The sequence below is a fragment of the Nonomuraea sp. NPDC026600 genome (genome assembly GCF_040638335.1).
Taxonomy (GTDB): domain Bacteria; phylum Actinomycetota; class Actinomycetes; order Streptosporangiales; family Streptosporangiaceae; genus Nonomuraea.
This window is the reverse complement of sequence record NZ_JBEZYD010000013.1, coordinates 39,114-62,153: the sequence shown is the minus strand read 5'-3', so window position 1 is coordinate 62,153 and position 23,040 is coordinate 39,114. Positions and strand designations below refer to the sequence as shown.

The following is a 23,040-nucleotide window of genomic DNA, read 5'->3' as shown; positions in this document are numbered from 1 at the left end:
GTGCGCGCCCCCGGCTACACGATCAGCGTCCGGTCGCGGCCCAGGTGGTGGCCGCGCAGGTCGGTCAGCACGCCGGGGCCCGGTGCCTCGGCGATCTCCGGTGCGATCTCCACGCCGATCGAGATCGGGGTCAGCCCCTGGATCGCCTGCTGGATCCGCCCCCGCCACATCGGGTTGCGCACCAGGCTCTCCCTGCTGAACGTGACCGTCAGCACCGCGGTGTCGAGCGTGCCCGGCCGGCTGATCGACAGCTCCCATCTGGACACGCCGTCGATCTTGGCCAGAGCCTTCTCGATCCGCGGCAGCGACAGCCACACGCCCCGGACCAGCACGTGCTCGCCGACCGTGTGCGCGGGAGCGGGCAACCCGGGGTCACCGGACGCGGGCGAGTCGGTACGCACCACCTGGCCGGTACGCAGGACGGCGTCGCCGAGCGCCGAGTGACCGTGAGGGGTGATCACCAACTCGGCCACCCCGGACGGCTCCGAGTGCCGCAGCACGTCCTTGGTCAGCGAGGCCAGGTGCAGCACGCCGTCGGCCAGTGGGGTGAGCGGGTCGTTCTCCGCCGTCCGCCAGGCCAGGGCGCCGCCGCTGAACGGGTTGGCGTACACCTCGGTCACGTGGGCGTCGAACTCGACCGCCAGGTGGCGGAGCGTCCGCTTGGAGGCGATCTCCCCGGTCAGCACGATGTGCCGCAGCCCCAGGTCGAGCGGGTCGAGGAGGAACTCCAGGTGCAGCCTGGCCAGCAGGTCCATTGCGCCCGTCGGGGTGGCGACCAGCGTGGTGGCGCCCAGGGCGGACAGCGCGTGGATCAGCCGCATCCGGCCGCGCGGCCCCACGGAGGCCGCGGCCGACGCCACATCCGCCGCCGCGGCGGCCCAGAGGGCGCCCATCGGTTCGGCCAGCGCCACCACGACCCGGTCGCGCTCGCCGACACCCACCGCCCGCAGCGCCGACCCGGTCAGTCCCTCCGCCTCCGCACGGTCGCCGGACCCCAGCGGGAAGGCGCTGGAGGCGTCGGGAGCGACCAGCAGCAGCCCCGTCGCGGACCGCGCGCCCGCCCGGAGATCGTCCCGCGTCAGCCACCGCGCGGCGGTCACTTGGCCACCTCGGTCATGAACAGCGTCATCGCCTCGCACACCCGGTCGTGCGCCAGCCCGCCCACCTGCGCCTGGATGATCAGATCCGTCGCCCCGGCCTCCGCGATCCTGGCCAGGGCCTTGCGCGAGCCCGCCACGTCGTCCACCACGACCATCAGGTGCTCCCGCAGCGTCGCCATCGCCTCCTCGGGCGGCATCCCGGCCGCGAGCTGGCCGAGGACCCGATGGGTGGCGTGCCGCGCGTCGTAGTAGTCCGGTGGGGTGACGAGGTTGACCTGGCGGCGGATGTACCACAGGACGGCGTCGGCGGCCCTCTCGTTGGCCTCGTCGCGGGTGGGCGCGACGAACCAGGGGATCATCAGCGCGACCCGGCGCGAGGCGGGGTCGAACCCGGCCGCGGCCAGGCGCTCGCGATACTGGGCGATGTCGGCGGCCACGTCGTCGATGCCCTTGACCATCGTCATGCCGAGCAGGTTGTAGCCGTGGTCGGCCGCCGCCAGGTAGCCCTCCAGCGACGTCGAGGCCACCCAGACCGGTGGGTGCGGCTGCTGCACCGGGCGCGGGTAGACCGCCACGTCCGGGATCTCGAAGAACTCGTTCGACCGGCTGACCGGCTCCCCGTCGGCCCGCCAGATGGCCAGGGTCGCGTCCAGCGAGTCCTCCCAGATCTGCCGCGACTTCTCGAACGGCCGCTGGAACGCCTGGTACTCCAGGGGCGAGGCCCCCCGCCCGGTGCCGAACTCCACCCGGCCGCCGCTCAGCACGTCGAGGGTGGCGACCCGCTCCGCCGTACGGATCGGCGACTGGAAGGGCAGCAGCACCACGCCCAGCCCGAGATGGATCCGCTCGGTCCGCTGGGAGATCGCGGCCAGCACCAGATCGGGCGCGGAGGAGTGGGAGAACCCTCGGGTGAAGTGGTGTTCGACGAACCAGGCGGTGTCGAAGCCGAGCCGGTCGCCGAGCACGACCTGGTCGATCACGTTCTGGAACGCCTGTTGCTCGACCTCGCGGGAGCGCCCGCGGACCTCCAGCTCGTACCCCAGGCTGATCCGTAGGGACGTCATCGCGCCTCCGGCGAAAGTAGTAAACCAAGCGCTCGCTTGGTAGAGACTACCAGCACCAAAGACTTGCGGGAAGGGCGCGTTCGCGATCAGAGTGATGCACGTGAGGCGAAAGCACGCGCTAAGGCGGCCGAAAGATGGCACGCTCCCCGATATGCGGGCCGATGACTTCTCACTCACCAGCGGCCGCGGTTTCGAGGCGTTCGGCCGGGTGATGGCCGCCCTCGCGACCGAGGCCGAGTTCATCGAGTCGTGCCGGGATCTGACCTGGTGGCGCGGCTCCGACCACAGCTGGCACATCGAATGGCGCGACGGCCCCTACGCCTCCGAGGTGGCGGCGCTGCTGGCCGAGCAGGTGTGCAATCCCGCGTATGAGGACGAGCTCGGCAGGCCCAACGGGCCGGGCGACAGCCGGTCGGCGGTGCTCGACGTGATGGGCGTCCGTTTCGAGCTGCGGGCCATCGATCCGCTGGGCCGCGAGCGCGTACGCGACAAGCCGGGCTTCTGGCGGCTGGCCGAGGCGCTCGACACCACTCGCAGCACGAACGCCCCGCGTCCCTGGGAAACGCTACTGGGCGGTTGACCCGCCGGCCGGGCCCTGGAAGACGTACGCGGCCAGCCGTTCGCGGTGCGCCTGCGGCGGGCAGAAGAGCTGCGCGTCGGAGGTGGCCCGCTTGAGGTAGCGGTGGGCCGGATGTTCCCAGGTCACGCCGATCCCGCCGTGGACCTGGATGTTCTCGCCCGCCGCCGTTAGGTACGCCTCGGTGCAGTACGACCCGGCGATCGCCGCGAAGGACTCGGACCCGGCCGCCGCCCGCGCCGCCGACCTGGCCGACTCGACGAGCAGCAGCAGGTCGGCCAGCTTGTGCTTGATGGCCTGGAAGGAGCCGATCGGCCGGCCGAACTGGTGGCGCAGCCTCGCGTGCTCGACGGCCATCTCCAGGCAGCGTTCGGCGCCGCCCACCTGCTCGGCCGCCAGCGCCGCGATGCCGAGGTCGCGCACCCGGCTCCACGCCGCGCCGTCGCCGGCCGGCCGTACCTGGACGTGGTCGAAGGTCAGTTCGGCCAGCGGCCGGCTCTCGTCCATGGTCGGGTGCGCCAGGCGCCGCGTGGGCACGGCCTCGACCAGGAGTCCGTCCGCGTAGGCGAGCACCACGTCGCCCTCCAGCGCGTACGGGACGACGCCAGTGAGCAGCCCGTCCCGGAGGGTCAGGTCGCCGTCGCCCGGCAGGACGACGGTCGCCGTCGCCGAGCCGTCGGCCAGCGCGGGCAGCAGCCGGGCCATCGCCGCCTCGTCGCCGCCCGCCTTGAGTGCCTCGACGGCCAGGACGGCGCTCTGCAGGAAGGGGTAGGGGGACAAGGTTCTGCCCAGCTCTCCGGCCACGACCGCGGTTTCGGCCGGGCCGCAGCCCGCTCCGCCGTACTCCTCGGGAATGGCGAGCCCGGCGGCGCCGAGGTCGCGCGCGAACGCCGGCCAGGGCGCGGCGGGGCGGTCGGCGAGGTAGGCGCGGACGACGGCGCGCAGCTCGTCTGTGACGGTCACCGGATCAGTGTAACCAAGCGATTGCTTGATTACATATGGTTGGCCGAAATTTGCCTTTTCTGTACAGGCACATAATCTGATTGTGGTCATTCCCAGAAGTTTCCGGGGGTGGGATGACCAGGGACTGGAGATGAAAGAGACAGCACTCGACTATGCCGAGTTCGCCGAATACGACCGGCGGCAACGCGGCATCGCTCTTCACGTGGTGGCGGCCTTCCTGGGGGGAATGACCGTCGGGATCATCGGCGTTGTCGCCTCTGGACGGGTTCCCCAGTGGCTCGGCCAGCTCTATGACCCCTACATGTACTTGGCGCTGGCGCTGGTCGTCGGGGCGAGCGCCTCGGGTTTCGGGTGGGCGCTGCTCGCCACGTTCCTGGCCGCTCTGTCCATGATCGTCGCGTCGCTGGGCGGCAGCGTGCTGCGCGGTGGGACGGACCTCGGCCCCGTCGCCGGTGGGCCCGCGATCGGGTTGAACTGGGCGCTCGTCCTGCTGGTCGGGCTGGGCCTGCTGGCCTACGTGACGAGCAGGACGGACCGCTGGGGCGATGTCGCCGCCGGCGTCATCGGCGCCCTGCTGCTCGCCGACACGATCGACCGCGCGACGCCCGGCTTCCTCGACAGCGAGCCCGCGTTCTGGCCCGGCCCCGCGATCGTGATCGGTGTCCTGTCCGTCGCGCTGGTGCTGGCGCTGCGCAGGACCATGGCGGGCCGGGCGCGTGCGCTGGCGCTGTCGGCGGTCCTGACCGCCCCGTTCGCGGTCGGGGTGACCGGCGCGCTGGTCGGCTGGATCTCCATCACCGGATAAGGCCGCGCGGTAGGTTGCTCCGAGTCGATAGCCTGTAGTCCTCCATATCCGGGCCCCACCAAGGAGTAGCCGTGTTGCTGCGCATGTCGTCGTTGTTTCTTCGCACCCTGCGGGACGACCCGGCAGACGCGGAAGTGCCGAGCCACAAGCTCCTGGTCCGCGCCGGTTACGTCCGGCGGGTGGCGCCCGGCATCTACTCGTGGCTGCCCCTCGGCAAGATGGTGATGGAGAACGTCGCCAAGATCGTCCGCGAGGAGATGAACCGGATGGGCGGTCAGGAGGTGCTGTTCCCCGCTCTGCTGCCGCGCGAATACTACGAGTCCACCGGCCGCTGGACCGAATACGGTGACACGCTCTTCCGGCTCAAGGACCGCAAGGGCGCCGACTACCTGCTCGGTCCCACGCACGAGGAGCTCTTCGCCGACATGGTCAAGGGCGAATACTCCTCGTACAAGGACTATCCGGTCACGCTCTACCAGATCCAGACGAAGTACCGCGACGAGGCCAGGCCCCGCGCGGGCATCCTGCGCGGCCGCGAGTTCCTGATGAAGGACTCCTACTCCTTCGACCTCGACGACGACGGGCTCAAGCACTCCTACGAGCAGCACCGCGAGACCTACATCCGGACCTTCGACCGGCTCGGCATCAGCTACAAGATCGTGTTCGCCACGTCGGGCGCGATGGGCGGCTCGGCCTCCGAGGAGTTCCTGGCGCCCACGCCCACCGGCGAGGACACCTTCGTCGCCTGCCACTCCTGCGGCTACGCGGCCAACGCCGAGGCCGTCACCACGACCGCGCCCCCGGTCCGCGCCCTCGACGGGCTGGAGCCGCAGCGCGTCCTCGACACCCCCGACACCCCGACCATCGAGTCGCTGGTGTCGTTCGTCAACGAGCACCACGGCCTGTCGATCACCGCCGCCGAAACGCTGAAGAACGTCGTCGTCAAGGTCACCACGCCCGGCTCCGACAAGGTCGAGACGCTGATCGTGGGCGTGCCCGGCGACCGCGAGGTCGACTTCAAGCGACTGGAGGCCGCGCTGGCCCCCGGCGAGCCCGCCATCTTCGAGGCCGGGGACTTCGCCAAGCACCCCGGCCTGGTGCGCGGTTACATCGGGCCGCAGGTCCTGCGCGACCTCGGCATCCGCTACCTCGTCGACCCCCGCGTGGTCACTGGCAGCTCCTGGGTGACCGGCGCCAACGAGCGCGGCAAGCACGCCGCCGGCGTGGTCGCGGGCCGTGACTTCATCCCCGACGGCACGATCGAGGCCGCCGAGGTGCGCGCCGGAGACCCCTGCCCCCGCTGTGGCTCGCCGCTGTCCATCGACCGCGGCATCGAGATCGGGCACATCTTCCAGCTCGGCCGTAAATACGCCGACGCGGCCGGGCTCGACGCCCTGGGTCCGGACGGCAAGCCGATCCGCATCACGATGGGCTCCTACGGCATCGGCGTCTCGCGGGCCGTGGCGGTCATCGCCGAGCAGGCCCACGACCAGCTCGGGCTGGTCTGGCCGCGCGAGGTCGCGCCCGCCGACGTGCACATCGTGGGCACGGGCAAGGACAACCAGATCGAGGCGGCCCTCGAGCTGGCCGCCGACCTGGAGGCACGCGGGCTGCGCGTCCTCGTCGACGACCGGGCCGGGGTCTCGCCGGGGGTCAAGTTCAAGGACGCCGAGCTGCTCGGCCTGCCCACGATCGTGGTCGTCGGCCGCGGGCTGGCCCAGGGCGTGGTCGAGCTCCGTGACCGCGTCACGGGCACCAAGGAGGAGATCCCCCTCGACACGGCCGCCGACCGCGTACTGGCCGCCTGCTCATAACGCGAAAAACGGCTCCCCCGCCAGTGGCGGGGGAGCCGTTTTTCGCGTCAGTCCATCGCCGCGGGCATCCTGATCTTGCCGCGGCGGCGGAGCACCACGGGCCCGACCAGGCAGGCGGCGGCGATAACGAGGATGGCCAGCGACACGGGCCGGGTGAAGAACACCGCCGGATCCCCTTCGCTGAAGGCCAGCGCCCGCCTGAACTGCACCTCCATCAGCGGCCCGAGCACCGCCCCGAGGATCAGCGGCGCCACCGGATAGCCGGTGCGCCGCAGCACGAACCCCACCAGCCCGAACCCGTACGCCACCAGGATCTCGAACACGCTCTGCGAGGTGGCGTAGACGCCCAGCGTCGCGAACGTCAGGATCGCCGCCGTCAGCAGCGCGGCGGGCACGCTCAGCAGCTTCACCCACAGCCGGATCAGCGGCAGGTTCAGCACCAGCAGCATCACGTTGCCGATGTAGAGGCTGGCGATCAGCGTCCACACGAGCACCGGCTGCTGGTCGAAGAGCTGCGGTCCGGGCTGCACGTTGTAGATCTGGAAGGCGATCAGCAGCATGCTGGCCGTGGCCGACGTCGGGATGCCGAGCGTGAGCAGCGGCACCAGCACGCCGGAGAACGCCGCGTTGTTGGCCGCCTCAGGCCCCGCCACACCCTCGATGGCGCCGTGGCCGAACTCCTCCGGGTTCTTCGCCAGCCGCTTCTCGACGTTGTAGCTGAGGAACGTCGGCAGCTCGGCGCCGCCCGCGGGCAGCGAGCCGATCGGCAGGCCGAACGCGGTGCCCCGCAGCCATGGCCGCCAGGACCGGCGCCAGTCGTCGCGGGTCATGCCGATGCGCCCGGTCACCTTCACCGGCGCCTGCTCCTGCCGGTTCCGCTGGGCCGCCGTGGCGACCGCCTCGGCCACGGCGAACAGGCCCACGGCCAGCGCCACGACCGGCAGCCCCTCGTACAGCTCGGGGACGCCGAAGGCCAGGCGCGGCTGGCCGGTCATCTGGTCGATGCCCACCATGCCGATCGCCAGCCCGAGGAAGAGGCTGGACATGCCGCGCACGATCGAGTCGCCCATGAGCGAGGTGACGGTGACGAACGCGAGCACCATGATCGAGAAATACTCGGCGGGCTGGATCGACTTGGCGATGGCCGACATGCCGGGCGCCAGGAACGTGATCACCACGGTGGAGATCGTGCCCGCGACGAACGAGCCGATGGCCGCCGTGGCCAGCGCGGCCCCGGCCCGGCCCTTCCGCGCCATCGGGTACCCCTCCAGCGTGGTGGGGATCGACGCCGTCTCGCCGGGGATGTTGAGCAGGATCGCGGTGGTGCTGCCGCCGTACATGCCGCCGTAGTAGATGCCGGAGAACATCACGAACGCGCCCACCGGGTCGAACACCATGGTCAGCGGCAGCAGCAGCGCGATCGTCGTGGCCGGGCCGAGGCCCGGCAGCACGCCGACGAGCGTGCCGACGGTGACGCCCAGCAGGCCGAGCAGCAGGTTCTGCAGGGTGAGCGCGTGCGCGAAGCCGTCGAGCAGGTGGCTCAGTACGCTCATCTCAGATCGCCAATCTGATCAGGCCGGGCGGCAGCGTGATGCCCAGCACCCGGTCGAACAGCAGGTACGTGGCCAGCGCCAGCAGCAGGCCCACGACCAGGTCGCGGACCAGCTTGCGGCTGCCGAGCACCCGGGCGACCGCGACGAAGAACAGCGTGGTGGCCTGCCAGTAGCCCACGGGCGCGAGCAGGGCCGCGTACAGGGCGAGCGTGCCGATGAGGAGCAGCACGGGACGCCAGTGCACGCCCTCGTCCTCGCCCCCGCCGGCCACCGGTTCGCGGAACGCCTGCACCACCCCGATCACGGCCACCACCGCCATGCCGAGGCCGACCAGGAGCGGGAAGGCCCGGGGCCCGACGGCCTGGTAACCGCCCCCGTCGGGGATCATGAACGCCTGCGCCAGCACGACCAAAGCGACCGCCAGGAACCCGGCCGACACGAGCCGGGTGCTCACTTGCCCAGTCCCAGCTCGCCGAGGATGGTGGTGATCTGACCGCGCTGCTCGGTGAGCACCTGCTTGAACGCGTCGCCCGGGGTCCAGGCGTCGACCCAGTTGTTCTGCTTGAGCACCTGCTGCCAGCACGACGTCTGCCGCATCTTGTCGACCATCTTGACGATGTCCTGCTGCTGCGCGGCCGACAGACCCGCCGGGGCGAGCACGCCGGCCATCGTGGAGATGGCCTGGTCCGACAGCCCCAGTTCCTTCAGCGTCGGCGCGTCGATGCCCTCGATCCGCTTGTCGCCGTCCACCGCGAGCGCCCTGAGCTCTCCGGCCTGGAGCTGCGCGCGGAGCTCGGCGACGGTGTCGATGCCCGCCGTGGCGGCGCCGCTGAGCAGCAGGTTCATCGACTCGCCGCCGCCCGCCGTGGGCACGTAGTTGACCTGCTTGGCGTCGATGCCCTGGCCCTTGGCCAGTCCCGCCACCGTCATCTGCCCGGGGCCGCCGAGCGAGCCGCCGGTCCACTTGACGCCGTGCGGGTCCTTCTTCATCGCGGCGAGCAGGGACTTCAGGTCTTCGTACGGCGCCGACTTCGGCACCACGATCGCGCTCGGCCCCCTGCTCAGCCCCGCGATGGGGGTGAGCGTGGTCAGGTCGACGGGCGAGTGGTTGTTGATGATGCCGCCGAGCATGGTCGCGCTGTCCATGACCATGAGCTGGTAGGGGTCGCCCTTGCTCTTGGCGAACTGGGCGAGCCCGATCGTGCCGCCCGCGCCGGGGACGTTGACGACGGTGGCCTTCGCGGTGGTGATCTTGCACTGGCTGAGCGCGCCGGCGATGCCGCGGGCACGGGTGTCCCAGCCGCCGCCGGGGCTGCCCGGCGCCATGATCGTCAGTGCCTTGCTCGGGTATTCGGCGCCCGCCTCGGCGCTCTCGCCGACCGCGCAACCGGTGGCCAGGACCGTCAGGGCGGCGGCGGCGACAATGATCTTCATGAGTTCTCCCGGGGGGTGAGGATCGAGGTGAAGAAGTCCTTGACCGGCTCCAGCACGCTCATCGGCTGGTGCGCGACGCCTGGCACGACGTCGAACCTGACGCTGATGCCGTGGGCGGCGAAGTTGTCACGCAGTGCCGCCAGTCGTTCGACACGGGTGGTCCCGTAGGCGTCGGCGCCGTCCATCCAGTTGGCGTCGCCCTGGTTGTTGATCTCCCAGGTCTCGACGTCCTCGGCACCCACGACCATCTGCACCGGCACCGCTCCGAGCTCTTCGATCCTGGGCGGCTGGCCGAACTCCTCCTCGAACCCCTTGAGCCCGATCCACCATGGGCTGTCCCAATCGATGTACGATATCCGCCCTGGTGCACCAATCGACACTCCGGACAGCCGGTCCGGATGCAGGTAGGCGAACCGATGGGCGAACTGACCGCCGCCGGAGAAGCCGTGCAGGAGGAACCGCTCGGTGTCGACGTTGAAGCGCTCGCCGACCTCCTCGACCATCGCCAGCAGCACATGGTCGAAGCGGATGCCGCGGTAGTGGATGAACTTGAAGCCGTGCAGGTCCTCCGCGTCCTCGATGCCCGCGGGGAAGAGCGGCGCCAGGACCAGGCAGCCCTGCCGCTCACCCCACTCGGCGAGGTTGTCGCGGTACTGCGGCCCGCGCCGTCCCGTCCCGTGCTGCAACACGGCGAGCGGCACCGGCGGGCCGTCGGGCGAGTGGGCCGTCGGCACGTAGAGGCAGTAGGAGAAGCGCTGGTCGTATCGGGAAGCGAAGATCGTGGTGGACCCGCTGAAGTAGAACTCCTTGGGGTGCTTCACTCCGCCGGTTTCGTGTAGTGCCTTGGCCATGGCGCCACAGCCTGGACATATATCCGGTTACGGACAAGGAGATTGTCGCCAACGCGGTAATGTACAGGGTGCCCGTCACGCTCCTCCTGTCCTCCGCTGACTCGGCCCCGATCACCGTCCGCGTCTCCCCGCTGGCCGAGCTCTGCGCCTGCCTGCACGTGCTCGACGAGCCGGGACACCACCCCGCGGCGGCCCGCTGGGTGGCCAGGGTCCACACCGAGACCGACGAGGACCTGCTGGCCAGGGCGACGGCATGGGCCCCGCTGTGGAGCGCGTTCCGGGCCCGCTACCTGCTGCCGCTGTCCGCCGGCCGGTCCAGGACGCTCGAAGACGAGCTGGCCGAGATCGAGGCGCTGCCGATCGGCGACTTCACGGCGATGACCCTCCAGGCGCTCGTCGGCAAGAACGGCGCCGGCCTCGGCGACAACGTGCTCCAGCGCCTCAGGCTGATCTCCTCCAGCAGGGTGGAACTGGGCACCCGGGTACACGACGACCCCCACGGCTTCAGGCACGAGCTGACCGGTTTCCTGACGGACTTCGCCGCCGCGGCCTTCGAGGCGGACTGGCCGGGCCTGCGGACGGCGCTGACCGCCGAGGCCGCCGTGCGCGAGCGGGCGATCGCCGTCCGCGGCCCCCTGGCGATCGCCGACTTCCCCACCGCCACGGCCGTCGAGGGCGGGCGCAGGATCGTCCTGGACAAGCTCTACAACGCCACCGTCCGCATCGGCGCCGACCGGCCCTGCCTGCTCGTACCCAGCCTGTACGGCCGGCCGCACTTCGTGGTCAAGCACTACCCGGGCTACCCCGTGGTCATCCAGTACGGCGTGGGCACCTCCGCCGGCCTGTCACTGGAGACCGCCCGGCATCGGCTGGCCGTGCTCCAGCACCCGACCCGGCTCAAGCTCTGCTACGCCATCCTGCGCAACCCGGTGGCCACGGCCGAGCTCGCCAACCAGCTGGGCATGACCGCGCCCCAGGTGTCGCGCCACCTGCGCCAGCTGAGGGAGGCCGAGCTGGTGCACGTGTACCGGCGGGGTGCGGTGGTCTACTACCAGCTCGACGCCGAGGCGATCGAACGCCTGGGCGCCGACCTGCTGACGGTCCTCTACCGCTGAGCGGCCATCAGAGGGCCGGTGGGCGGCCGTCACAGCGGGGTGAGCGGTCCGTCACGGTGGCGGGGAGCGGCCGTCACAGCGGGGTGAGGGGCCCATCACGGCGGCTGAGAGCGGCCGTCACAGCCGGGGTGAGCGGCCCGTCACGGCGCCCGGTGAGCGGCGCTCATCCGGTGGGCCGCGACATGCCGGGGAAGGCCGTGGTGACCACCGGGCGGAAGCCGTAGGAGCGGCGCACCGATTCCTGCATGGCCAGAGCGGCGTAGTGGCGCAGCGACGCGTCGTCCGACGCCACCAGCTCCAGATAGGCGGCCGTGATGCCGGTCTCCACGTAGACCGCGAGGCGGATCGCCTCCGCCGCCGTGGACGGCACGATCGGCAGGGAGTAGCCCGCCTCCGGCTCGGACGGCGTGCCACCCCGGGCGGTGATGGCGGCGCGCAACTGGTCGCGCTTGGCCCGATGGGCGTCGAACGCCGTCGTGACCCGAGACCGTAGCGAGCCCGTGGTGCGCGCGCCGATCAGCCCGTAGGCGAAGACGGCGGCGTGCTCGGCCGACAGCGCCTTACGCAGCTTCTCCACATCGGCCGGCGTCCTGGCGGCCATCACGCCGACCTAGGCAGGGCCAGGGCGTGGGCGGCCTCGCAGGCGCCGATGCTGGCGATGAGCTGGGCCAGTTGCGGCGAGACGCCGGCGAGCTGACGGACACGCAGCGCCGCCGACCGGCGCTCGACATCGCGCAGCCGCGACAGTGACGTCTTGGGCGCCGGAGCGGCCGTCTGAGAGCCCTGGGGCGCCGGAGTGACCGTCTGAGAGCCGCCCAGGCGTTTGCGCAGCTCGCCGAGGTGCGCCTGGTGGCGGTCACGGAACGGCGTCAGCTTGGTCTGACCGGCCGCGATCAGCGTGGAGTAGAGGGCGATCGTGTGTTCCTTGTCGGCGATCAGCTGCCGCAGCAGGACCTGCTCAGGATCCTCCGACGGGGTGGGCGACGGCTGGGGGGCGTCGGACGCGCCGCATCCCGACAGGGCCGCGGCCGCCGCTCCGCCCGCCAGCACGGCTCGCCGTGAGAGGGAACGCGGGCGCACGGGCAGGGACCTCCTGTAAACGGAACGCAGATAGCATCGTACGGTCTTGCGCCCGCTCCCGATGTCAGGCGACGCTCGCCATTCGCCCGTGCCGAGTGGCGCTCTCTTCGTGCCCTCGTACAGATAGGGTGTCAACTGTCGTCGCTGGCTGAGCGGCCAGGCGGCAAGAGAGCCAGAGGCGAGGTCCGCCCGGCTGAGACATGACAATAGGGAGGTCGATATGGGCAACGCGTCACCCCGCGACCACCTGATGAAGCTCCTTGAGCCCGTCGTCAGCGCGGAGGGCCTCGATCTGGAGGACGTCACGGTCACCCAGGCCGGCAAGCGCCGGCTGCTGCGTGTGATCGTCGACCGCGACGGCGGCGTGAGCCTCGACGACGTGGCCGACGTCAGCCAGGTCGTCTCCGCGGCGCTCGACGACGCCAACGCGATGGGCCAGTCGGCCTACACGCTGGAAGTCTCCTCGCCGGGCGTCGACCGCCCGCTGACCGAGCCGCGTCACTGGCGGCGCGCGGCCAAGCGGCTGGTGAAGGCCGAGATGAGAGATGGTTCCGTGGTGGAGGGCCGAGTGCGCTCCGCTGACGAGAGCGGCGTCGAGCTCGACGTCGACGGCGCAGATCGCCGATTCGACTATCAGGACCTGACCCGTGGACGGGTGCAGGTGGAGTTCCGCCGGTTCGACGACGAAGACGTCGACGGCGACGAAGGCTAAGGGGAAAGCCTCGTGGACATCGACATGAGCGTCCTGCGCAGCCTGGAGCGGGAGAAGGACATCTCCTTCGACCTGGTCGTCAAGGCGATCGAAGACGCGCTACTGATCGCTTACTTCCGCACCGAAGGTGCCGCGGCCAAGGCGCGGGCGGAGCTCGACAGGTCGAGCGGGCACGTGACCATCCTCGCCGCCGAGCTCGACGACGAGGGCGAGATCGTCAGGGAGTTCGACGATACGCCGGGCAACTTCAGCCGGATCGCGGCGACCACCGCCAAGCAGGTCATCCTGCAGCAGCTGCGCGACGCCGAAGACGAGATCAACTTCGGCGAGTTCGCCAGCCGCGAGGGCGAGCTGGTCTCCGGCGTGATCCAGCAGGGCAAAGACCCGCGCGTGGTGCTGGTCGACCTCGGCAAGATCGAGGCCGTGCTGCCGCACAACGAGCAGGTGCCCGGCGAGGACTACGTGCACGGCGAGCGCCTCCGCGTCTACGTCGTACAGGTGAAGAAGGGCCACAAGGGCCCCTCGGTCACGCTGTCGCGCACCCATCCCGGCCTGGTCAAGAAGCTGTTCGCGCTGGAGGTGCCGGAGATCGCCGACGGCACGGTGGAGATCGCCGCCGTGGCCCGCGAGGCCGGTCACCGCACCAAGATCGCGGTCAGGTCGCGCAGGCAGGGCGTCAACGCCAAGGGCGCGTGCATCGGCCCGATGGGTTCGCGCGTGCGCAACGTGATGACCGAGCTGCACGGCGAGAAGATCGACATCATCGACTGGTCAGAGGACCCCGGCGAGTTCGTGGGGAATGCCCTGTCGCCCGCCCGCGTTTCCCACGTTGAGGTCCTCGATCTCGAAGGCCGGGTCGCGCGGGTGACCGTGCCCGACTACCAGCTTTCCCTGGCCATCGGCAAAGAGGGGCAGAATGCCCGGCTTGCCGCCCGGCTCACGGGATGGCGGATTGACATCCGGCCTGACACCCAGGCCGAGGATGCTGCCGGTTCCGTAGATGCGTCAACACGGTAAGCTGGAATATGGTGGCCACGCGGCTCCACAGCGCACCTGTGTGGGCTGCAGGGTCCGTACGGCTAAGTCCGACCTGCTCCGCTTGGTGCGGGTCGAGGATCACGTGATCCCTGACCTGCGAGGACGGCTTCCTGGTCGAGGTGCGTCACTGCATCCGACCGAAAGGTGTCTGGAGCTTGCCGAGCGTCGCCGAGCGTTTCTGCGCGCATTCCGCGTGCCGGGGCCGCTTGACGTCTCGCGAGTGCGGGCGCACCTGGAGAAGGAGAACCACGAAATGTCATGTAGGACGCCGAGTTGATGGGCGGAGTCAGATTGCTATGAGCGCCTGATGAGCACGCGGCGATGAAGACGTCAAGGTAGCGACGGTCCGGACGGCACAGCCAGCCTCCCGGGCCGAGTAAGGGAGTGCAGTGGCGAAGGTCCGGGTATACGAGCTCGCTAAGGAGTTCGGCGTAGAGAGCAAGGTCGTCATGGCCAAGCTCCAGGAGATGGGGGAGTTCGTCCGTTCGGCGTCCTCCACCATCGAGGCGCCGGTGGTCCGCAGGCTCACCGAAGCTTTGGGCGCATCTAAGGGTGGGTCCTCTAGGGGCGGCGGTTCGTCGTCCAAGCCGCAGCCGCCAAGGGCTGCTCCCCGGCCGGCGGACAGCCAGGCCGGTAACGGCGTCGCGGAGGCGTCGACCCCAACATCAACTCCGCGTCCAGGTCCGGGTCCCAGGCCCGGTCCGCGTCCGGGTCCCGCGGCTCCGGCCCCGGCGCCCACCCCGGCTCCGGCTCCGGCCCCCGCGGTCAGCGCTCAGTCGCGCCCGCCGGTGCCGATGCCGCACCAGCCGCAGCCTGAGGCCGAGCGTGGCGACACGTCCGGCGCTCCGCAGGCGCGTTTCGACAGCGGCACCCGTCCCGCGCCCGCTCCGGGTGCCCCCGCTCCGGGCCCGCGTCCCGGTCCCGCCGCTCGTCCGGGTCCCAAGCCCGGCCCCGCAGCGCGTTCCGGCGCGCCCTCCGGTGGCGGCGGTCCCGCGGCTCCGCGTACCGGTGGCGCCCCGTCCGGCGGCGGTCCCCGTCCGGGTCCCGGCGGTCCCAAGCCGGGTCCGCGCGGCCCGCGTCCGGGCAACAACCCGTTCTCATCCAACGCCAGCGGCATGGGCCAGTCCCGGCCGCCGCGTCCCGGTGGCAACCGTGACGGTGCCCCCAGCGGCGGTCCCGGGCAGCGCGAGCGTCGTGACGGTCCGCCGCGCGACGGCGCGAGCCCGCGTCCCCCGCAGGGTCGCGGTGGCGGCGAGGGCGGTCCCCGTCCCGGTGGCCCGCGTCCTGGTCCGCCCGGTGCGGCCGGCCCGCGTCCTGGTCCCGGTGCGGGCGGTCCCCGCCCCGGCGGTCCGCGTCCCAACCCGATGATGATGCCGCAGGGTCGTCCCGCCGGTCCCGGCGGTGGCGGTGGCGGCGGCGGTCGTCCTGGCGGCGGTGGCGGCGGTGGCCGTCCCGGCGGCGGTGGCGGCGGCGGTCGTCCTGGCGGCGGTGGCGGCGGCGGTCGTCCCGGTGGCGGTGGCGGCGGTTTCGCCGGTCGTCCCGGTGGCGGCGGTGGCGCCGGTCGTCCGGGCACGAGCACCGGTGGTCCCGGTGGCGGTGGCGGCGGTTTCGCCGGTCGTCCCGGTGGCGGCGGTCGTGGCCGCGGTGGCGGCACGGCGGGCGCGTTCGGTCGCCCCGGTGGCCGTCCCACGCGTGGCCGCAAGTCCAAGCGCCAGAGGCGCCAGGAGTTCGACAACATGTCGGCCCCGGCGATCGGTGGCGTGCAGGTCTCTCGTGGCAACGGTGCGACGATCCGCCTTCCGCGCGGTGCGTCGCTGTCCGACTTCGCCGACCGGATCGGTGCCAACCCCGCCGCGCTGGTGCAGATCATGCTGCACCTGGGCGAGATGGTGACGGCCACCCAGTCGGTCAACGAGGAGACGCTGCAGCTGCTCGGCTCCGAGCTCGACTACAACATTCAGGTCGTCAGCCCGGAGGAGGAGGACCGCGAGCTTCTCGAGGCCTTCGACATCGAGTTCGGCGAGGACGAGGGCGACGAGGCCGACCTGGCCGCGCGTCCGCCGGTCGTGACCGTCATGGGTCACGTCGACCACGGTAAGACCAAGCTGCTCGACGCCATCCGCAAGACCAACGTGGTGGCGCGCGAGGCGGGTGGCATCACCCAGCACATCGGTGCTTACCAGGTCTCCACCGAGCACGAGGGCGAAGAGCGCAAGGTCACCTTCATCGACACCCCGGGTCACGAGGCGTTCACCGCCATGCGTGCCCGTGGTGCCAAGGCGACCGACATCGCGGTGCTGGTGGTCGCGGCCGACGACGGTGTGAAGCCGCAGACGATCGAGGCTCTCAACCACGCCCAGGCGGCCGACGTGCCGATCGTGGTCGCGGTCAACAAGGTCGACAAGGAGGGCGCCGACCCCAACAAGGTCCGTGCCCAGCTCACCGAGTACGGCCTGGTGGCCGAGGAGTTCGGCGGCTCGACGCTGTTCGTCGACATCTCCGCCAAGAACGGGACCGGCATCGAGCAGCTGCTCGAGGCCATCCTGCTCACCGCGGACGCCGAGCTCGACCTGCGCGCCAACCCGGCGATGGACGCTCAGGGCATCGCGATCGAGGCACACCTCGACAAGGGCCGTGGCCCGACCGCGACCGTCCTGGTCCAGCGCGGCACGCTGCGCGTCGGCGACTCGATCGTCTGTGGCGAGGCCTACGGCCGCGTCCGGGCGATGCTCGACGACAACGGCGACCTGGTCGAAGAGGCCACGCCGTCCCGTCCGGTCCTGGTGATGGGTCTGACGGCCGTGCCGGGCGCGGGTGACAACTTCATCGTCGTCACCGACGACCGGATGGCCCGCCAGATCGCCCAGCAGCGCGCGGCGCGCAAGCGCAGCGCCGACATGGCGAAGTCGAGCCGTCGCCTGACTCTTGAGGAGCTGTTCAGCAACCTCGAGAAGGGTCGCGTCGATGAGCTCAAGCTCATCATCAAGGGTGACGTGTCCGGTTCGGTGGAGGCCCTGGAAGACGCCCTGCTCAAGATCGATGTCGGCGACGAGGTCAGGCTCCGTGTCCTGCACCGCGCCGTCGGTGCGATCACCGAGTACGACGTCAACCTGGCCGTCGCCGACGACAACGCGGTCATCATCGGCTTCAACGTCCGGCCTGAGCCCCGGGCGCGCGACCTGGCCGAGCGCGAGGGCGTCGACATCCGCTACTACTCGGTCATCTACCAGGCGATCGAAGAGATCGAAGCGGCGCTCAAGGGCATGCTCAAGCCCGAGTTCGAAGAGGTCCAGATGGGCACCGCCGAAGTCCGCGAGGTCTTCAAGGTGCCGAAGATCGGCAACGTCGCCGGTTCGCTGGTCCGCTCCGGGACGATCGTGCGTAACAGCAAGGCCCGGATCATCCGCGATGGCGTTGTCATCGCCGACAACCTGACCGTCTCGTCGCTGCGTCGCTTCAAGGACGACGCGACCGAGGTCCGTGAGGGCTTCGAGTGCGGTATCGGGGTCGGCTACAACGACATCCGGATCGACGACGTCGTCGAGACGTTCGAGATGCGGGAGAAGCCGCGCGCGTAACACGCGGCCGGGCGCCCGGCGGACCATCCGCCGGGCGCCTCTCGCACGCCTGGGCCTGCTTCCCACCGCAGCAGGGCCAGGGTGCATTTCACACACCAGGACAAGCGGTGGTTACCAACGATGTATGTGGGTGCTCTGACCCTGGACATCCTGCTCGGCGACGTACATTCGCTGAAGCAGAAGCGTTCCGTCGTGCGACCCCTGGTCGCCGAGGTGCACAGACGCTTTCCCGGCGTCGCGGTGGCCGAGACCGGCCACCTCGACCTGCACCGCAGGGCGGAGGTCGGCATCGCCGTAGTCTCGGCCTCAGCGGGCAACTGCAAAGAGGTATTGGATGCTTGCGAGCGTCTGGTGGCCTTCCGCCCCGAGATCGAGTTGCTGTCGGCCAGACATCGGCTTTACCACGACGAAGACGACTGAACGACTGCACGACCTTCGGGTCGTGCGTGAGGGGGAGCGAACATGGTGGATGCAGCACGAGCGCGCAAGCTCGCCGACCGCATCCAGCAGATCGTCGCTGAGATGCTGGACCGCCGGATCAAGGATCCGCGCCTGGGCTTCGTCACCGTGACCGACACGCGCATCACCGCGGACCTGCGTGAGGCCACGGTTTTCTACACGGTGTTCGGCTCTGACGCCGAGCGGGCCGACACCGCGGCCGCCCTGGAGAGCGCTAGAGGCATCATCCGCTCCGAGGTCGGCCGGCAGACCGGTGTCCGCTTCACACCGACGCTGGAGTTCAAGCACGACCCGCTGCCCGACAGCGCGCGCCAGCTCGACGATCTGATCAACGCGGCCAAGGCGAGGGACGCCGAGGTGGCCCGCAAGGCCGAGGGCGCGGCCTACGCCGGCGACCCGGACCCCTACCGCAAGCCGGAGGAGGACGACGAGCCGGACATCGGCGGCAAGCCTGACGAGGACGGGCAGCCGGCGACGTGACGCCCGATGTGCGTGACAGAACCGGTCGCCCGTCCCGCGTGGATCCGGGTTCGGTGGGGCAGGGCCGCACTCCGGCCCTGCCGCTCGCCGGCCCGGAGGGCGCGCTACCGCCGTCCGGGTCGGTGATCCCCGAGGCCGCCTGGCGGCGCGCGCTGGACCTGATCGGCAAGGCCGATGAGATCGCGCTGGCCTGCCACGTGTCGCCGGACGGCGACGCGCTCGGCTCGATGCTGGCCACCGGCTCCGTGCTGCGCGCCCTGGGCAAGCGGGTCATCGCCTCCTTTGGCGACCGGCACTTCGCCGTGCCGCGCCTGCTGCGCTTCCTGCCCGGCCAGGACCTGCTGGTGCCGCCGGCCGACGTCCCGGCGGAGCCGCAGCTGATGATCACGTTCGACTCTTCGACGCCCGACCGGCTGGGCCTGCTGGGCACCAACACGGCCAAGGCCCACGAGGTCATCGTGATCGACCATCACCTGTCCAACACCGGCTTCGGCACGCTCAGCCTCATCGACCCGCACGTCGCCGCCACGGCCGTGCTGGCCGAGCAGCTGATCTACCGCCTCGGCGGCAGCCTGGACCGTGACATCGCCACCTGCCTGTACGCCGGGCTGGTGACCGACACCGGCTCGTTCCGCTACTCCTCGACCACGCCCGAGGTGCACCAGATGGCCGCCCGGCTGGTCGCCACCGGGCTGCGTACCGACGAGATCGCCCGTGAGCTGTGGGACCGTTCCCCGTTCGGCTACCTCAAGGTGCTCGCCGCCGCGCTCGAACGGGTGTCGCTGGAGGACCACCTGGTGTGGACGTACGTCCCCCGGGTAGACCGGGCCGCGTACGGACTGCCGTACTCGGAGCTGGAGGGTCTCATCGACATCGTGCGGCGCACTGACGAGGCCGAGGTGGCGGCGGTGCTCAAGGAAGACGACCACGGAGACTGGCAGGTGTCGACCCGCTCCAAGGGGGCGGTCGACGTCGGCTCGATCTGCGCCGCGCTGGGCGGCGGCGGCCATCACAACGCGGCCGGATTCACCTCGCACGGCAGTGTCGAGGACACCATGGCGGCGTTCCGCGCGCTGCTGGCGAACGCGGACGGAGCAGCCTGATGGCCGAGAGCGGCTTGATCATCGTCGACAAGCCCGCCGAGTGGACGTCCCACGACGTGGTGGCCAAGTTGCGGCGGCTGGCCGGCACCCGGCGGGTGGGCCACGCGGGCACGCTCGACCCGATGGCGACGGGCGTGCTCGTGGTCGGTGTGGAGAAGGCGACCCGGCTGCTCGGCCACCTGGCGCTGACCGAGAAGGTCTACGTGGCCACGATGCGGCTCGGAGTGACCACCAACACCGATGACGCCGAGGGCGAGGTCATCTCGACGGCCTCGGCGTCGGAGGTTGACCCCGCCGAGGTCCAGAAGGGCGTCGTCGCGCTCACCGGCGAGATCATGCAGGTCCCGCCGCAGGTCAGCGCGATCAAGGTCGATGGGCAGCGGGCGTACAAGCTGGCCCGTGCGGGCAAGGACGTCGAGCTGGCCGCGCGGCCCGTCACCGTGCGGGAGTTCTCGGTGCTGGACATCAGGGCGCACGACGACGTCATGGACATCGACGCGGTGGTGACCTGCTCCAGCGGCACCTACATCCGCGCGCTGGCCCGCGACCTGGGCGCCGGGCTCGGCGTCGGCGGGCACCTGACGGCGCTGCGCCGGACCCGGGTCGGCCCGTACGACCTGTCACGGGCCAGGACCATCGAGCGGCTGGCCGAGGAGTGCGTGATCCTGCCCATCGGGGAGGCCGTGTCCGCGGCGTTCCCGCGCTGGGACCTCACCGCGGAGGAGACCAGGGTCGTCAGCCACGGCGGGCGGTTGCCCGCGGCGGGGCTCGGCAAGGGCCCGATCGGCGTGTTCGGGCCGGAGGGCGAGCTGCTCGCGCTGGTGGAGGAGCAGGGCCGCATCGCCAAGCCCCTGGCCGTGTTCATCTCCTAGCCCTTAGTCGTCTGATGGACGATGTTCGACGACGGCCCGTAGCGGAAGGCGCGTACCCGGTAGGACGCGTGGCTCTCCTCGGGCAGCGTGACCAGGCCGAAGGCGTTGACGTCCGGATCGAGGGCGGCGACCACCCGGAAGTCCGGCCGGCCCGACGGCCGGTCCTCCAGCAGGAAGCCCTCCTCGTCGGCGGTCCGGTCGGTCCACCGGAACGCGACGCCGTCGGCCCGCATGACGGTGGCCGTCAGGTCCGATGGCGCCGCTCCCTCGCTCCTGACCGGCCGCGCCCCTTTCGGGCCGCCGGGGATCGTCCGCGGCTCCGTCCAGCCGGATTCCGGCTTGGCGTACGGCCCGCCGCCCAGCGCCACGTCGACCGGGGCGGAGGCCTGCCCGTAGTAGGGCCGCACCCGGTAGTAGAACGGCGTGCGCGGGATCAGATCGGGATGGGTGTACGTGGTCTGCTCCGGCGGCAGGAACCCCAGGATCGTGTACGGACCCCCTGGCTCGGTGGCGAACTCGACGACCTGCCCGGAGGCGTCCGGATCGCGGCCCTGCCAGCGCAGCGTGATGTCGGTCGGCGACACGAGCGTGGCCGTGAGCTGGACCGGCGCCTGCCGGGGGGTCGCGCAGGCGGCCGCCAGCAGGAGCGCCGTCGATAGGAGCAACGCCACCAGAGCTGCTCTCATCGTCGCTACTTGCGCCAGAACTGGACGCCGCTCCACTCGACCGTGGCGGGGCCCTTGCCGCTACCGGTCCGGTAGGCGCCGAACTTGTCGTAGAAGCTGCCGCTCTCACTCGACACGGTGTGCTTCAGCGACCCGTTGATGTAGGTCCGATGGGTGCTGCCGACCACGTGAACAGTGTTGACGCGGACCGTCGTGCCGATCGTGGCGCCGGTGGCGATCGTGTTGCCGCCGTGCACGGAGTAGAGCCGGCCGCCGCGTTCGACGGCGAGCATGAAGAACGGGCCCGTCGTCTTGAACGTCTGCTTCAGGCTGACGCGGGTCCCTTCGAGACTGGTGATCTTGAAGTAGCCCTCGAACTGGCGGGTGCCGCTGGAGTAGGTGGCGTAGCGCCGCTCGGCTCGCTGGTCGCCGCTGTCGGTGGAGCAGTTCAGCTTGAAGGTCAGGTCGCTGACGTCACCGCAACCCCGCTCCTGGACGGTGAACGTCGGCGCGTATGAGGTCCAAGGTCCGGACTCCATGGGGTCGGCCGAGGCGGGCAGGGCTGGGACGAGTAATCCGATGGCTAGCGTGCCCGTGGCGAGTAATCGCATGGATTCCTCCCGATTAGGAAACTTTCCTATCAGGATTCATGGGATCACTTACCACACTCACTCGTCAAGAGCTCTGATGTGAGCTGTCGGAAGCGAGGAGAGGTCCGATCTCTTATGGCTTGCGGGCCACCATGATGTCGCGGACGATCGCCTGGTCGACCCAGTGCTCGAAGTCGGGCAGATCGACCACGTCGAGCCCCGTCTTCGTGAGGATCTCGGCCAGCTCGTCGCGGGTGCCGCCATAGGTGTTCCAGGAGATGCCGATGGCGCCGCCGGGCCGCAGCAGCTCCGCCCAGACGGGCGCGGCCTTCCTGATCAGCTCCAGCGGGCTGCGGGACAGCCCGCCGCCGCCCCTGCTGCCGTGCTGCACGCCGTAGGGGGTGTCGGTCACCACGACGTCGAAGGAGTGCGGCTTGAAGAACTCGCGGCTGCGCAGGGTGTCGGCGTTGACCACGGCGACGCGCTGTGTGTCGCCGGACTTGAACGCCTCCTTCGACGGGCTGAAGGAGATGTTCAGTCGCCGGCCGACCACTGCCCGCTCACGTCGTACGGGGACGGTCTCGGCTGTGTGCTTGAACCGCTTGTTCTTCAGCCAGGTCTTGAGGAAGCCGGAGTACGCCTCGAAGTCCTTGCTGTCGACATCGACCCCATAGGCGTCATATCCGTACATGAGAGCCTGGTTGAGCGTGGTGCCGCGCCCGCACAGCGGGTCGAACACCGACAGCCGCTCGTCCAGCCGCCGGTCGCCGGCCAGCACCGTGACGTTCAGCAGTAGCTTGGTGAAGTGCTCGTTCGTCTTGCCGGCGTACTTCTGGATCGTGATCAGGTCGCTGCTGAGCCGGTCGAGCGGCGCCATGGTGAGCGGCCGCAGCAGCTCGCCCTCGATCCCGTAGAGCGCGTAGACCGACGAGAGGTTGGACAGCAGCGCGACGTCGCCGCCGCCGAGCGGCGCGGCCGTCTCGAAGGTCACGTACGGCAGGCCGCCGATCACGCGCTCCTCGATGGCCGACACCTCGCTCCGCAGGGCTCGTCGGCCGAAGACGGCCAGCTCGGCGAGGGTCAGGCGGACCGAGCTCTCGCCGTAGACCCGGTTGAAGGCAGGCAGGATCAGAAGTGCGTATCGAGGCATGGTGCGGCCGATCGTACCCCCTCGATTGGAGCTGACG

The 23,040-nt window shown here is 70.6% G+C and carries 24 protein-coding genes; 12 read left to right on the top strand and 12 right to left on the bottom strand.

Annotated features, from left to right (window positions below):
• Nucleotides 1-14: 14 nt before the first annotated feature.
• Together AB0F17_RS28515 and AB0F17_RS28510 are read right to left on the bottom strand one after the other, a co-directional pair.
• Nucleotides 15-1,100: a hypothetical protein gene (locus AB0F17_RS28515; RefSeq protein ID WP_358028695.1), complete on the bottom strand. Its 1,086-nt coding sequence runs from the start codon at nucleotides 1,098-1,100 to the stop codon at nucleotides 15-17.
• Nucleotides 1,097-2,164: an LLM class flavin-dependent oxidoreductase gene (locus tag AB0F17_RS28510; protein ID WP_358028692.1), complete on the bottom strand. Its 1,068-nt coding sequence runs from the start codon at nucleotides 2,162-2,164 to the stop codon at nucleotides 1,097-1,099. Before AB0F17_RS28510 ends, AB0F17_RS28515 begins: the two co-directional genes overlap by 4 nt.
• A 151-nt stretch (nucleotides 2,165-2,315) precedes the next feature.
• Here AB0F17_RS28510 and AB0F17_RS28505 point away from each other — a divergent pair, with 151 nt between their 5' ends.
• Nucleotides 2,316-2,744: a hypothetical protein gene (locus AB0F17_RS28505; RefSeq protein ID WP_358028690.1), complete on the top strand. Its 429-nt coding sequence runs from the start codon at nucleotides 2,316-2,318 to the stop codon at nucleotides 2,742-2,744.
• Here the strand turns inward: AB0F17_RS28505 and AB0F17_RS28500 are convergent.
• Nucleotides 2,730-3,704, bottom strand: coding sequence for an acyl-CoA dehydrogenase family protein (locus AB0F17_RS28500; protein ID WP_358028688.1), 975 nt, complete (start codon nucleotides 3,702-3,704; stop codon nucleotides 2,730-2,732). The two genes, AB0F17_RS28505 and AB0F17_RS28500, sit on opposite strands and share 15 nt — an antisense overlap.
• A 130-nt stretch (nucleotides 3,705-3,834) precedes the next feature.
• On the opposite strand from AB0F17_RS28500, the gene AB0F17_RS28495 reads away from it, so the two are divergent.
• Together AB0F17_RS28495 and AB0F17_RS28490 are read left to right on the top strand one after the other, a co-directional pair.
• Nucleotides 3,835-4,509 (top strand): hypothetical protein, encoded by a 675-nt coding sequence (locus AB0F17_RS28495; protein WP_358028685.1) that lies wholly within the window; start codon nucleotides 3,835-3,837, stop codon nucleotides 4,507-4,509.
• 71 nt (nucleotides 4,510-4,580) lie between these two features.
• The gene (locus AB0F17_RS28490) at nucleotides 4,581-6,323 is read left to right on the top strand and encodes a proline--tRNA ligase (protein WP_358028682.1); all 1,743 of its coding nucleotides are present in this window, start codon (nucleotides 4,581-4,583) and stop codon (nucleotides 6,321-6,323) included.
• A 47-nt stretch (nucleotides 6,324-6,370) separates the two neighbouring features.
• On the opposite strand, the gene AB0F17_RS28485 is transcribed toward AB0F17_RS28490, so the two are convergent.
• Genes AB0F17_RS28485 through AB0F17_RS28470 form a run of 4 tightly spaced genes read right to left on the bottom strand, consistent with a single transcriptional unit; the run spans nucleotide 6,371 to nucleotide 10,161 of the window.
• The gene (locus AB0F17_RS28485; protein WP_358028680.1) at nucleotides 6,371-7,876 is read right to left on the bottom strand and encodes a tripartite tricarboxylate transporter permease; all 1,506 of its coding nucleotides are present in this window, start codon (nucleotides 7,874-7,876) and stop codon (nucleotides 6,371-6,373) included.
• 1 nt (nucleotide 7,877) lies between these two features.
• The gene (locus AB0F17_RS28480) at nucleotides 7,878-8,330 is read right to left on the bottom strand and encodes a tripartite tricarboxylate transporter TctB family protein (RefSeq protein WP_358028677.1); all 453 of its coding nucleotides are present in this window, start codon (nucleotides 8,328-8,330) and stop codon (nucleotides 7,878-7,880) included.
• Nucleotides 8,327-9,310, bottom strand: a complete 984-nt coding sequence (locus AB0F17_RS28475; protein ID WP_358028674.1) for a tripartite tricarboxylate transporter substrate binding protein — start codon at nucleotides 9,308-9,310, stop codon at nucleotides 8,327-8,329. Before AB0F17_RS28475 ends, AB0F17_RS28480 begins: the two co-directional genes overlap by 4 nt.
• Nucleotides 9,307-10,161, bottom strand: a complete 855-nt coding sequence (locus AB0F17_RS28470) for a PHB depolymerase family esterase (RefSeq protein ID WP_358028672.1) — start codon at nucleotides 10,159-10,161, stop codon at nucleotides 9,307-9,309. The genes AB0F17_RS28475 and AB0F17_RS28470 overlap by 4 nt, the downstream gene beginning before the upstream one ends.
• A gap of 68 nt (nucleotides 10,162-10,229) precedes the next feature.
• On the opposite strand from AB0F17_RS28470, the gene AB0F17_RS28465 reads away from it, so the two are divergent.
• Nucleotides 10,230-11,276, top strand: coding sequence for a DUF5937 family protein (locus AB0F17_RS28465; protein ID WP_358028669.1), 1,047 nt, complete (start codon nucleotides 10,230-10,232; stop codon nucleotides 11,274-11,276).
• 163 nt (nucleotides 11,277-11,439) lie between these two features.
• Here the strand turns inward: AB0F17_RS28465 and AB0F17_RS28460 are convergent, their stop codons facing one another.
• Both AB0F17_RS28460 and AB0F17_RS28455 read right to left on the bottom strand, forming a co-directional pair.
• Nucleotides 11,440-11,877, bottom strand: a complete 438-nt coding sequence (locus tag AB0F17_RS28460; protein WP_358028667.1) for a ferritin-like domain-containing protein — start codon at nucleotides 11,875-11,877, stop codon at nucleotides 11,440-11,442.
• The gene (locus AB0F17_RS28455) at nucleotides 11,877-12,356 is read right to left on the bottom strand and encodes a hypothetical protein (RefSeq protein WP_358028664.1); all 480 of its coding nucleotides are present in this window, start codon (nucleotides 12,354-12,356) and stop codon (nucleotides 11,877-11,879) included. The genes AB0F17_RS28460 and AB0F17_RS28455 overlap by 1 nt, the downstream gene beginning before the upstream one ends.
• Nucleotides 12,357-12,576: 220 nt before the next feature.
• On the opposite strand from AB0F17_RS28455, the gene rimP reads away from it, so the two are divergent.
• The 8 genes from rimP to truB all read left to right on the top strand — a co-directional run bounded on the left by rimP (nucleotide 12,577) and on the right by truB (nucleotide 20,598).
• Nucleotides 12,577-13,068 (top strand): ribosome maturation factor RimP, encoded by a 492-nt coding sequence (gene rimP, locus AB0F17_RS28450; protein WP_358028661.1) that lies wholly within the window; start codon nucleotides 12,577-12,579, stop codon nucleotides 13,066-13,068.
• A 12-nt stretch (nucleotides 13,069-13,080) separates the two neighbouring features.
• Complete coding sequence (gene nusA / locus AB0F17_RS28445) at nucleotides 13,081-14,085, top strand: transcription termination factor NusA (RefSeq protein ID WP_358028658.1); 1,005 nt, start codon at nucleotides 13,081-13,083, stop codon at nucleotides 14,083-14,085.
• A complete protein-coding gene (locus tag AB0F17_RS28440) occupies nucleotides 14,069-14,383 on the top strand; it encodes a YlxR family protein (RefSeq protein WP_358028656.1) in 315 nt (104 codons plus the stop codon). Before nusA ends, AB0F17_RS28440 begins: the two co-directional genes overlap by 17 nt.
• A 112-nt stretch (nucleotides 14,384-14,495) precedes the next feature.
• Entirely contained in the window at nucleotides 14,496-17,684 is a 3,189-nt protein-coding gene (gene infB, locus AB0F17_RS28435) for a translation initiation factor IF-2 (RefSeq protein WP_358028653.1), read from the top strand.
• 120 nt (nucleotides 17,685-17,804) lie between these two features.
• Entirely contained in the window at nucleotides 17,805-18,104 is a 300-nt protein-coding gene (locus tag AB0F17_RS28430; RefSeq protein WP_358028650.1) for a DUF503 domain-containing protein, read from the top strand.
• Between the two features lie 42 nt (nucleotides 18,105-18,146).
• A complete protein-coding gene (gene rbfA / locus AB0F17_RS28425; protein WP_358028647.1) occupies nucleotides 18,147-18,623 on the top strand; it encodes a 30S ribosome-binding factor RbfA in 477 nt (158 codons plus the stop codon).
• Nucleotides 18,620-19,726, top strand: a complete 1,107-nt coding sequence (locus tag AB0F17_RS28420) for a bifunctional oligoribonuclease/PAP phosphatase NrnA (RefSeq protein WP_358028644.1) — start codon at nucleotides 18,620-18,622, stop codon at nucleotides 19,724-19,726. The genes rbfA and AB0F17_RS28420 overlap by 4 nt, the downstream gene beginning before the upstream one ends.
• The gene (truB, locus tag AB0F17_RS28415; RefSeq protein ID WP_358028641.1) at nucleotides 19,726-20,598 is read left to right on the top strand and encodes a tRNA pseudouridine(55) synthase TruB; all 873 of its coding nucleotides are present in this window, start codon (nucleotides 19,726-19,728) and stop codon (nucleotides 20,596-20,598) included. The genes AB0F17_RS28420 and truB overlap by 1 nt, the downstream gene beginning before the upstream one ends.
• Here the strand turns inward: truB and AB0F17_RS28410 are convergent.
• The 3 genes from AB0F17_RS28410 to AB0F17_RS28400 form a co-directional block, all read right to left on the bottom strand.
• Entirely contained in the window at nucleotides 20,595-21,284 is a 690-nt protein-coding gene (locus AB0F17_RS28410) for a fibronectin type III domain-containing protein (RefSeq protein WP_358028638.1), read from the bottom strand. The genes truB and AB0F17_RS28410 overlap by 4 nt on opposite strands.
• A gap of 5 nt (nucleotides 21,285-21,289) precedes the next feature.
• Entirely contained in the window at nucleotides 21,290-21,874 is a 585-nt protein-coding gene (locus tag AB0F17_RS28405) for a hypothetical protein (RefSeq protein WP_358028635.1), read from the bottom strand.
• Nucleotides 21,875-21,986: 112 nt separating this feature from the next.
• The gene (locus tag AB0F17_RS28400; protein WP_358028632.1) at nucleotides 21,987-23,003 is read right to left on the bottom strand and encodes an SAM-dependent methyltransferase; all 1,017 of its coding nucleotides are present in this window, start codon (nucleotides 23,001-23,003) and stop codon (nucleotides 21,987-21,989) included.
• Between the last annotated feature and the right edge of the window lie 37 nt (nucleotides 23,004-23,040).

Excerpts from the sequence above, each read along its gene's own strand:
- AB0F17_RS28510 (WP_358028692.1), bottom strand. The coding sequence starts at position 2,164 with ATGACGTCCCTACGGATCAGCCTGGGGTACGAGCTGGAGGTCCGCGGG.
- AB0F17_RS28505 (WP_358028690.1), top strand. The coding sequence starts at position 2,316 with ATGCGGGCCGATGACTTCTCACTCACCAGCGGCCGCGGTTTCGAGGCG.
- AB0F17_RS28495 (WP_358028685.1), top strand. The coding sequence starts at position 3,835 with ATGAAAGAGACAGCACTCGACTATGCCGAGTTCGCCGAATACGACCGG.
- AB0F17_RS28485 (WP_358028680.1), bottom strand. The coding sequence starts at position 7,876 with ATGAGCGTACTGAGCCACCTGCTCGACGGCTTCGCGCACGCGCTCACC.
- AB0F17_RS28475 (WP_358028674.1), bottom strand. The coding sequence starts at position 9,310 with ATGAAGATCATTGTCGCCGCCGCCGCCCTGACGGTCCTGGCCACCGGT.
- AB0F17_RS28470 (WP_358028672.1), bottom strand. The coding sequence starts at position 10,161 with ATGGCCAAGGCACTACACGAAACCGGCGGAGTGAAGCACCCCAAGGAG.
- AB0F17_RS28460 (WP_358028667.1), bottom strand. The coding sequence starts at position 11,877 with ATGGCCGCCAGGACGCCGGCCGATGTGGAGAAGCTGCGTAAGGCGCTG.
- rimP (WP_358028661.1), top strand. The coding sequence starts at position 12,577 with ATGGGCAACGCGTCACCCCGCGACCACCTGATGAAGCTCCTTGAGCCC.
- AB0F17_RS28440 (WP_358028656.1), top strand. The coding sequence starts at position 14,069 with ATGCGTCAACACGGTAAGCTGGAATATGGTGGCCACGCGGCTCCACAG.
- AB0F17_RS28430 (WP_358028650.1), top strand. The coding sequence starts at position 17,805 with ATGTATGTGGGTGCTCTGACCCTGGACATCCTGCTCGGCGACGTACAT.
- rbfA (WP_358028647.1), top strand. The coding sequence starts at position 18,147 with ATGGTGGATGCAGCACGAGCGCGCAAGCTCGCCGACCGCATCCAGCAG.
- truB (WP_358028641.1), top strand. The coding sequence starts at position 19,726 with ATGGCCGAGAGCGGCTTGATCATCGTCGACAAGCCCGCCGAGTGGACG.
- AB0F17_RS28410 (WP_358028638.1), bottom strand. The coding sequence starts at position 21,284 with ATGAGAGCAGCTCTGGTGGCGTTGCTCCTATCGACGGCGCTCCTGCTG.
- AB0F17_RS28405 (WP_358028635.1), bottom strand. The coding sequence starts at position 21,874 with ATGCGATTACTCGCCACGGGCACGCTAGCCATCGGATTACTCGTCCCA.
- AB0F17_RS28400 (WP_358028632.1), bottom strand. The coding sequence starts at position 23,003 with ATGCCTCGATACGCACTTCTGATCCTGCCTGCCTTCAACCGGGTCTAC.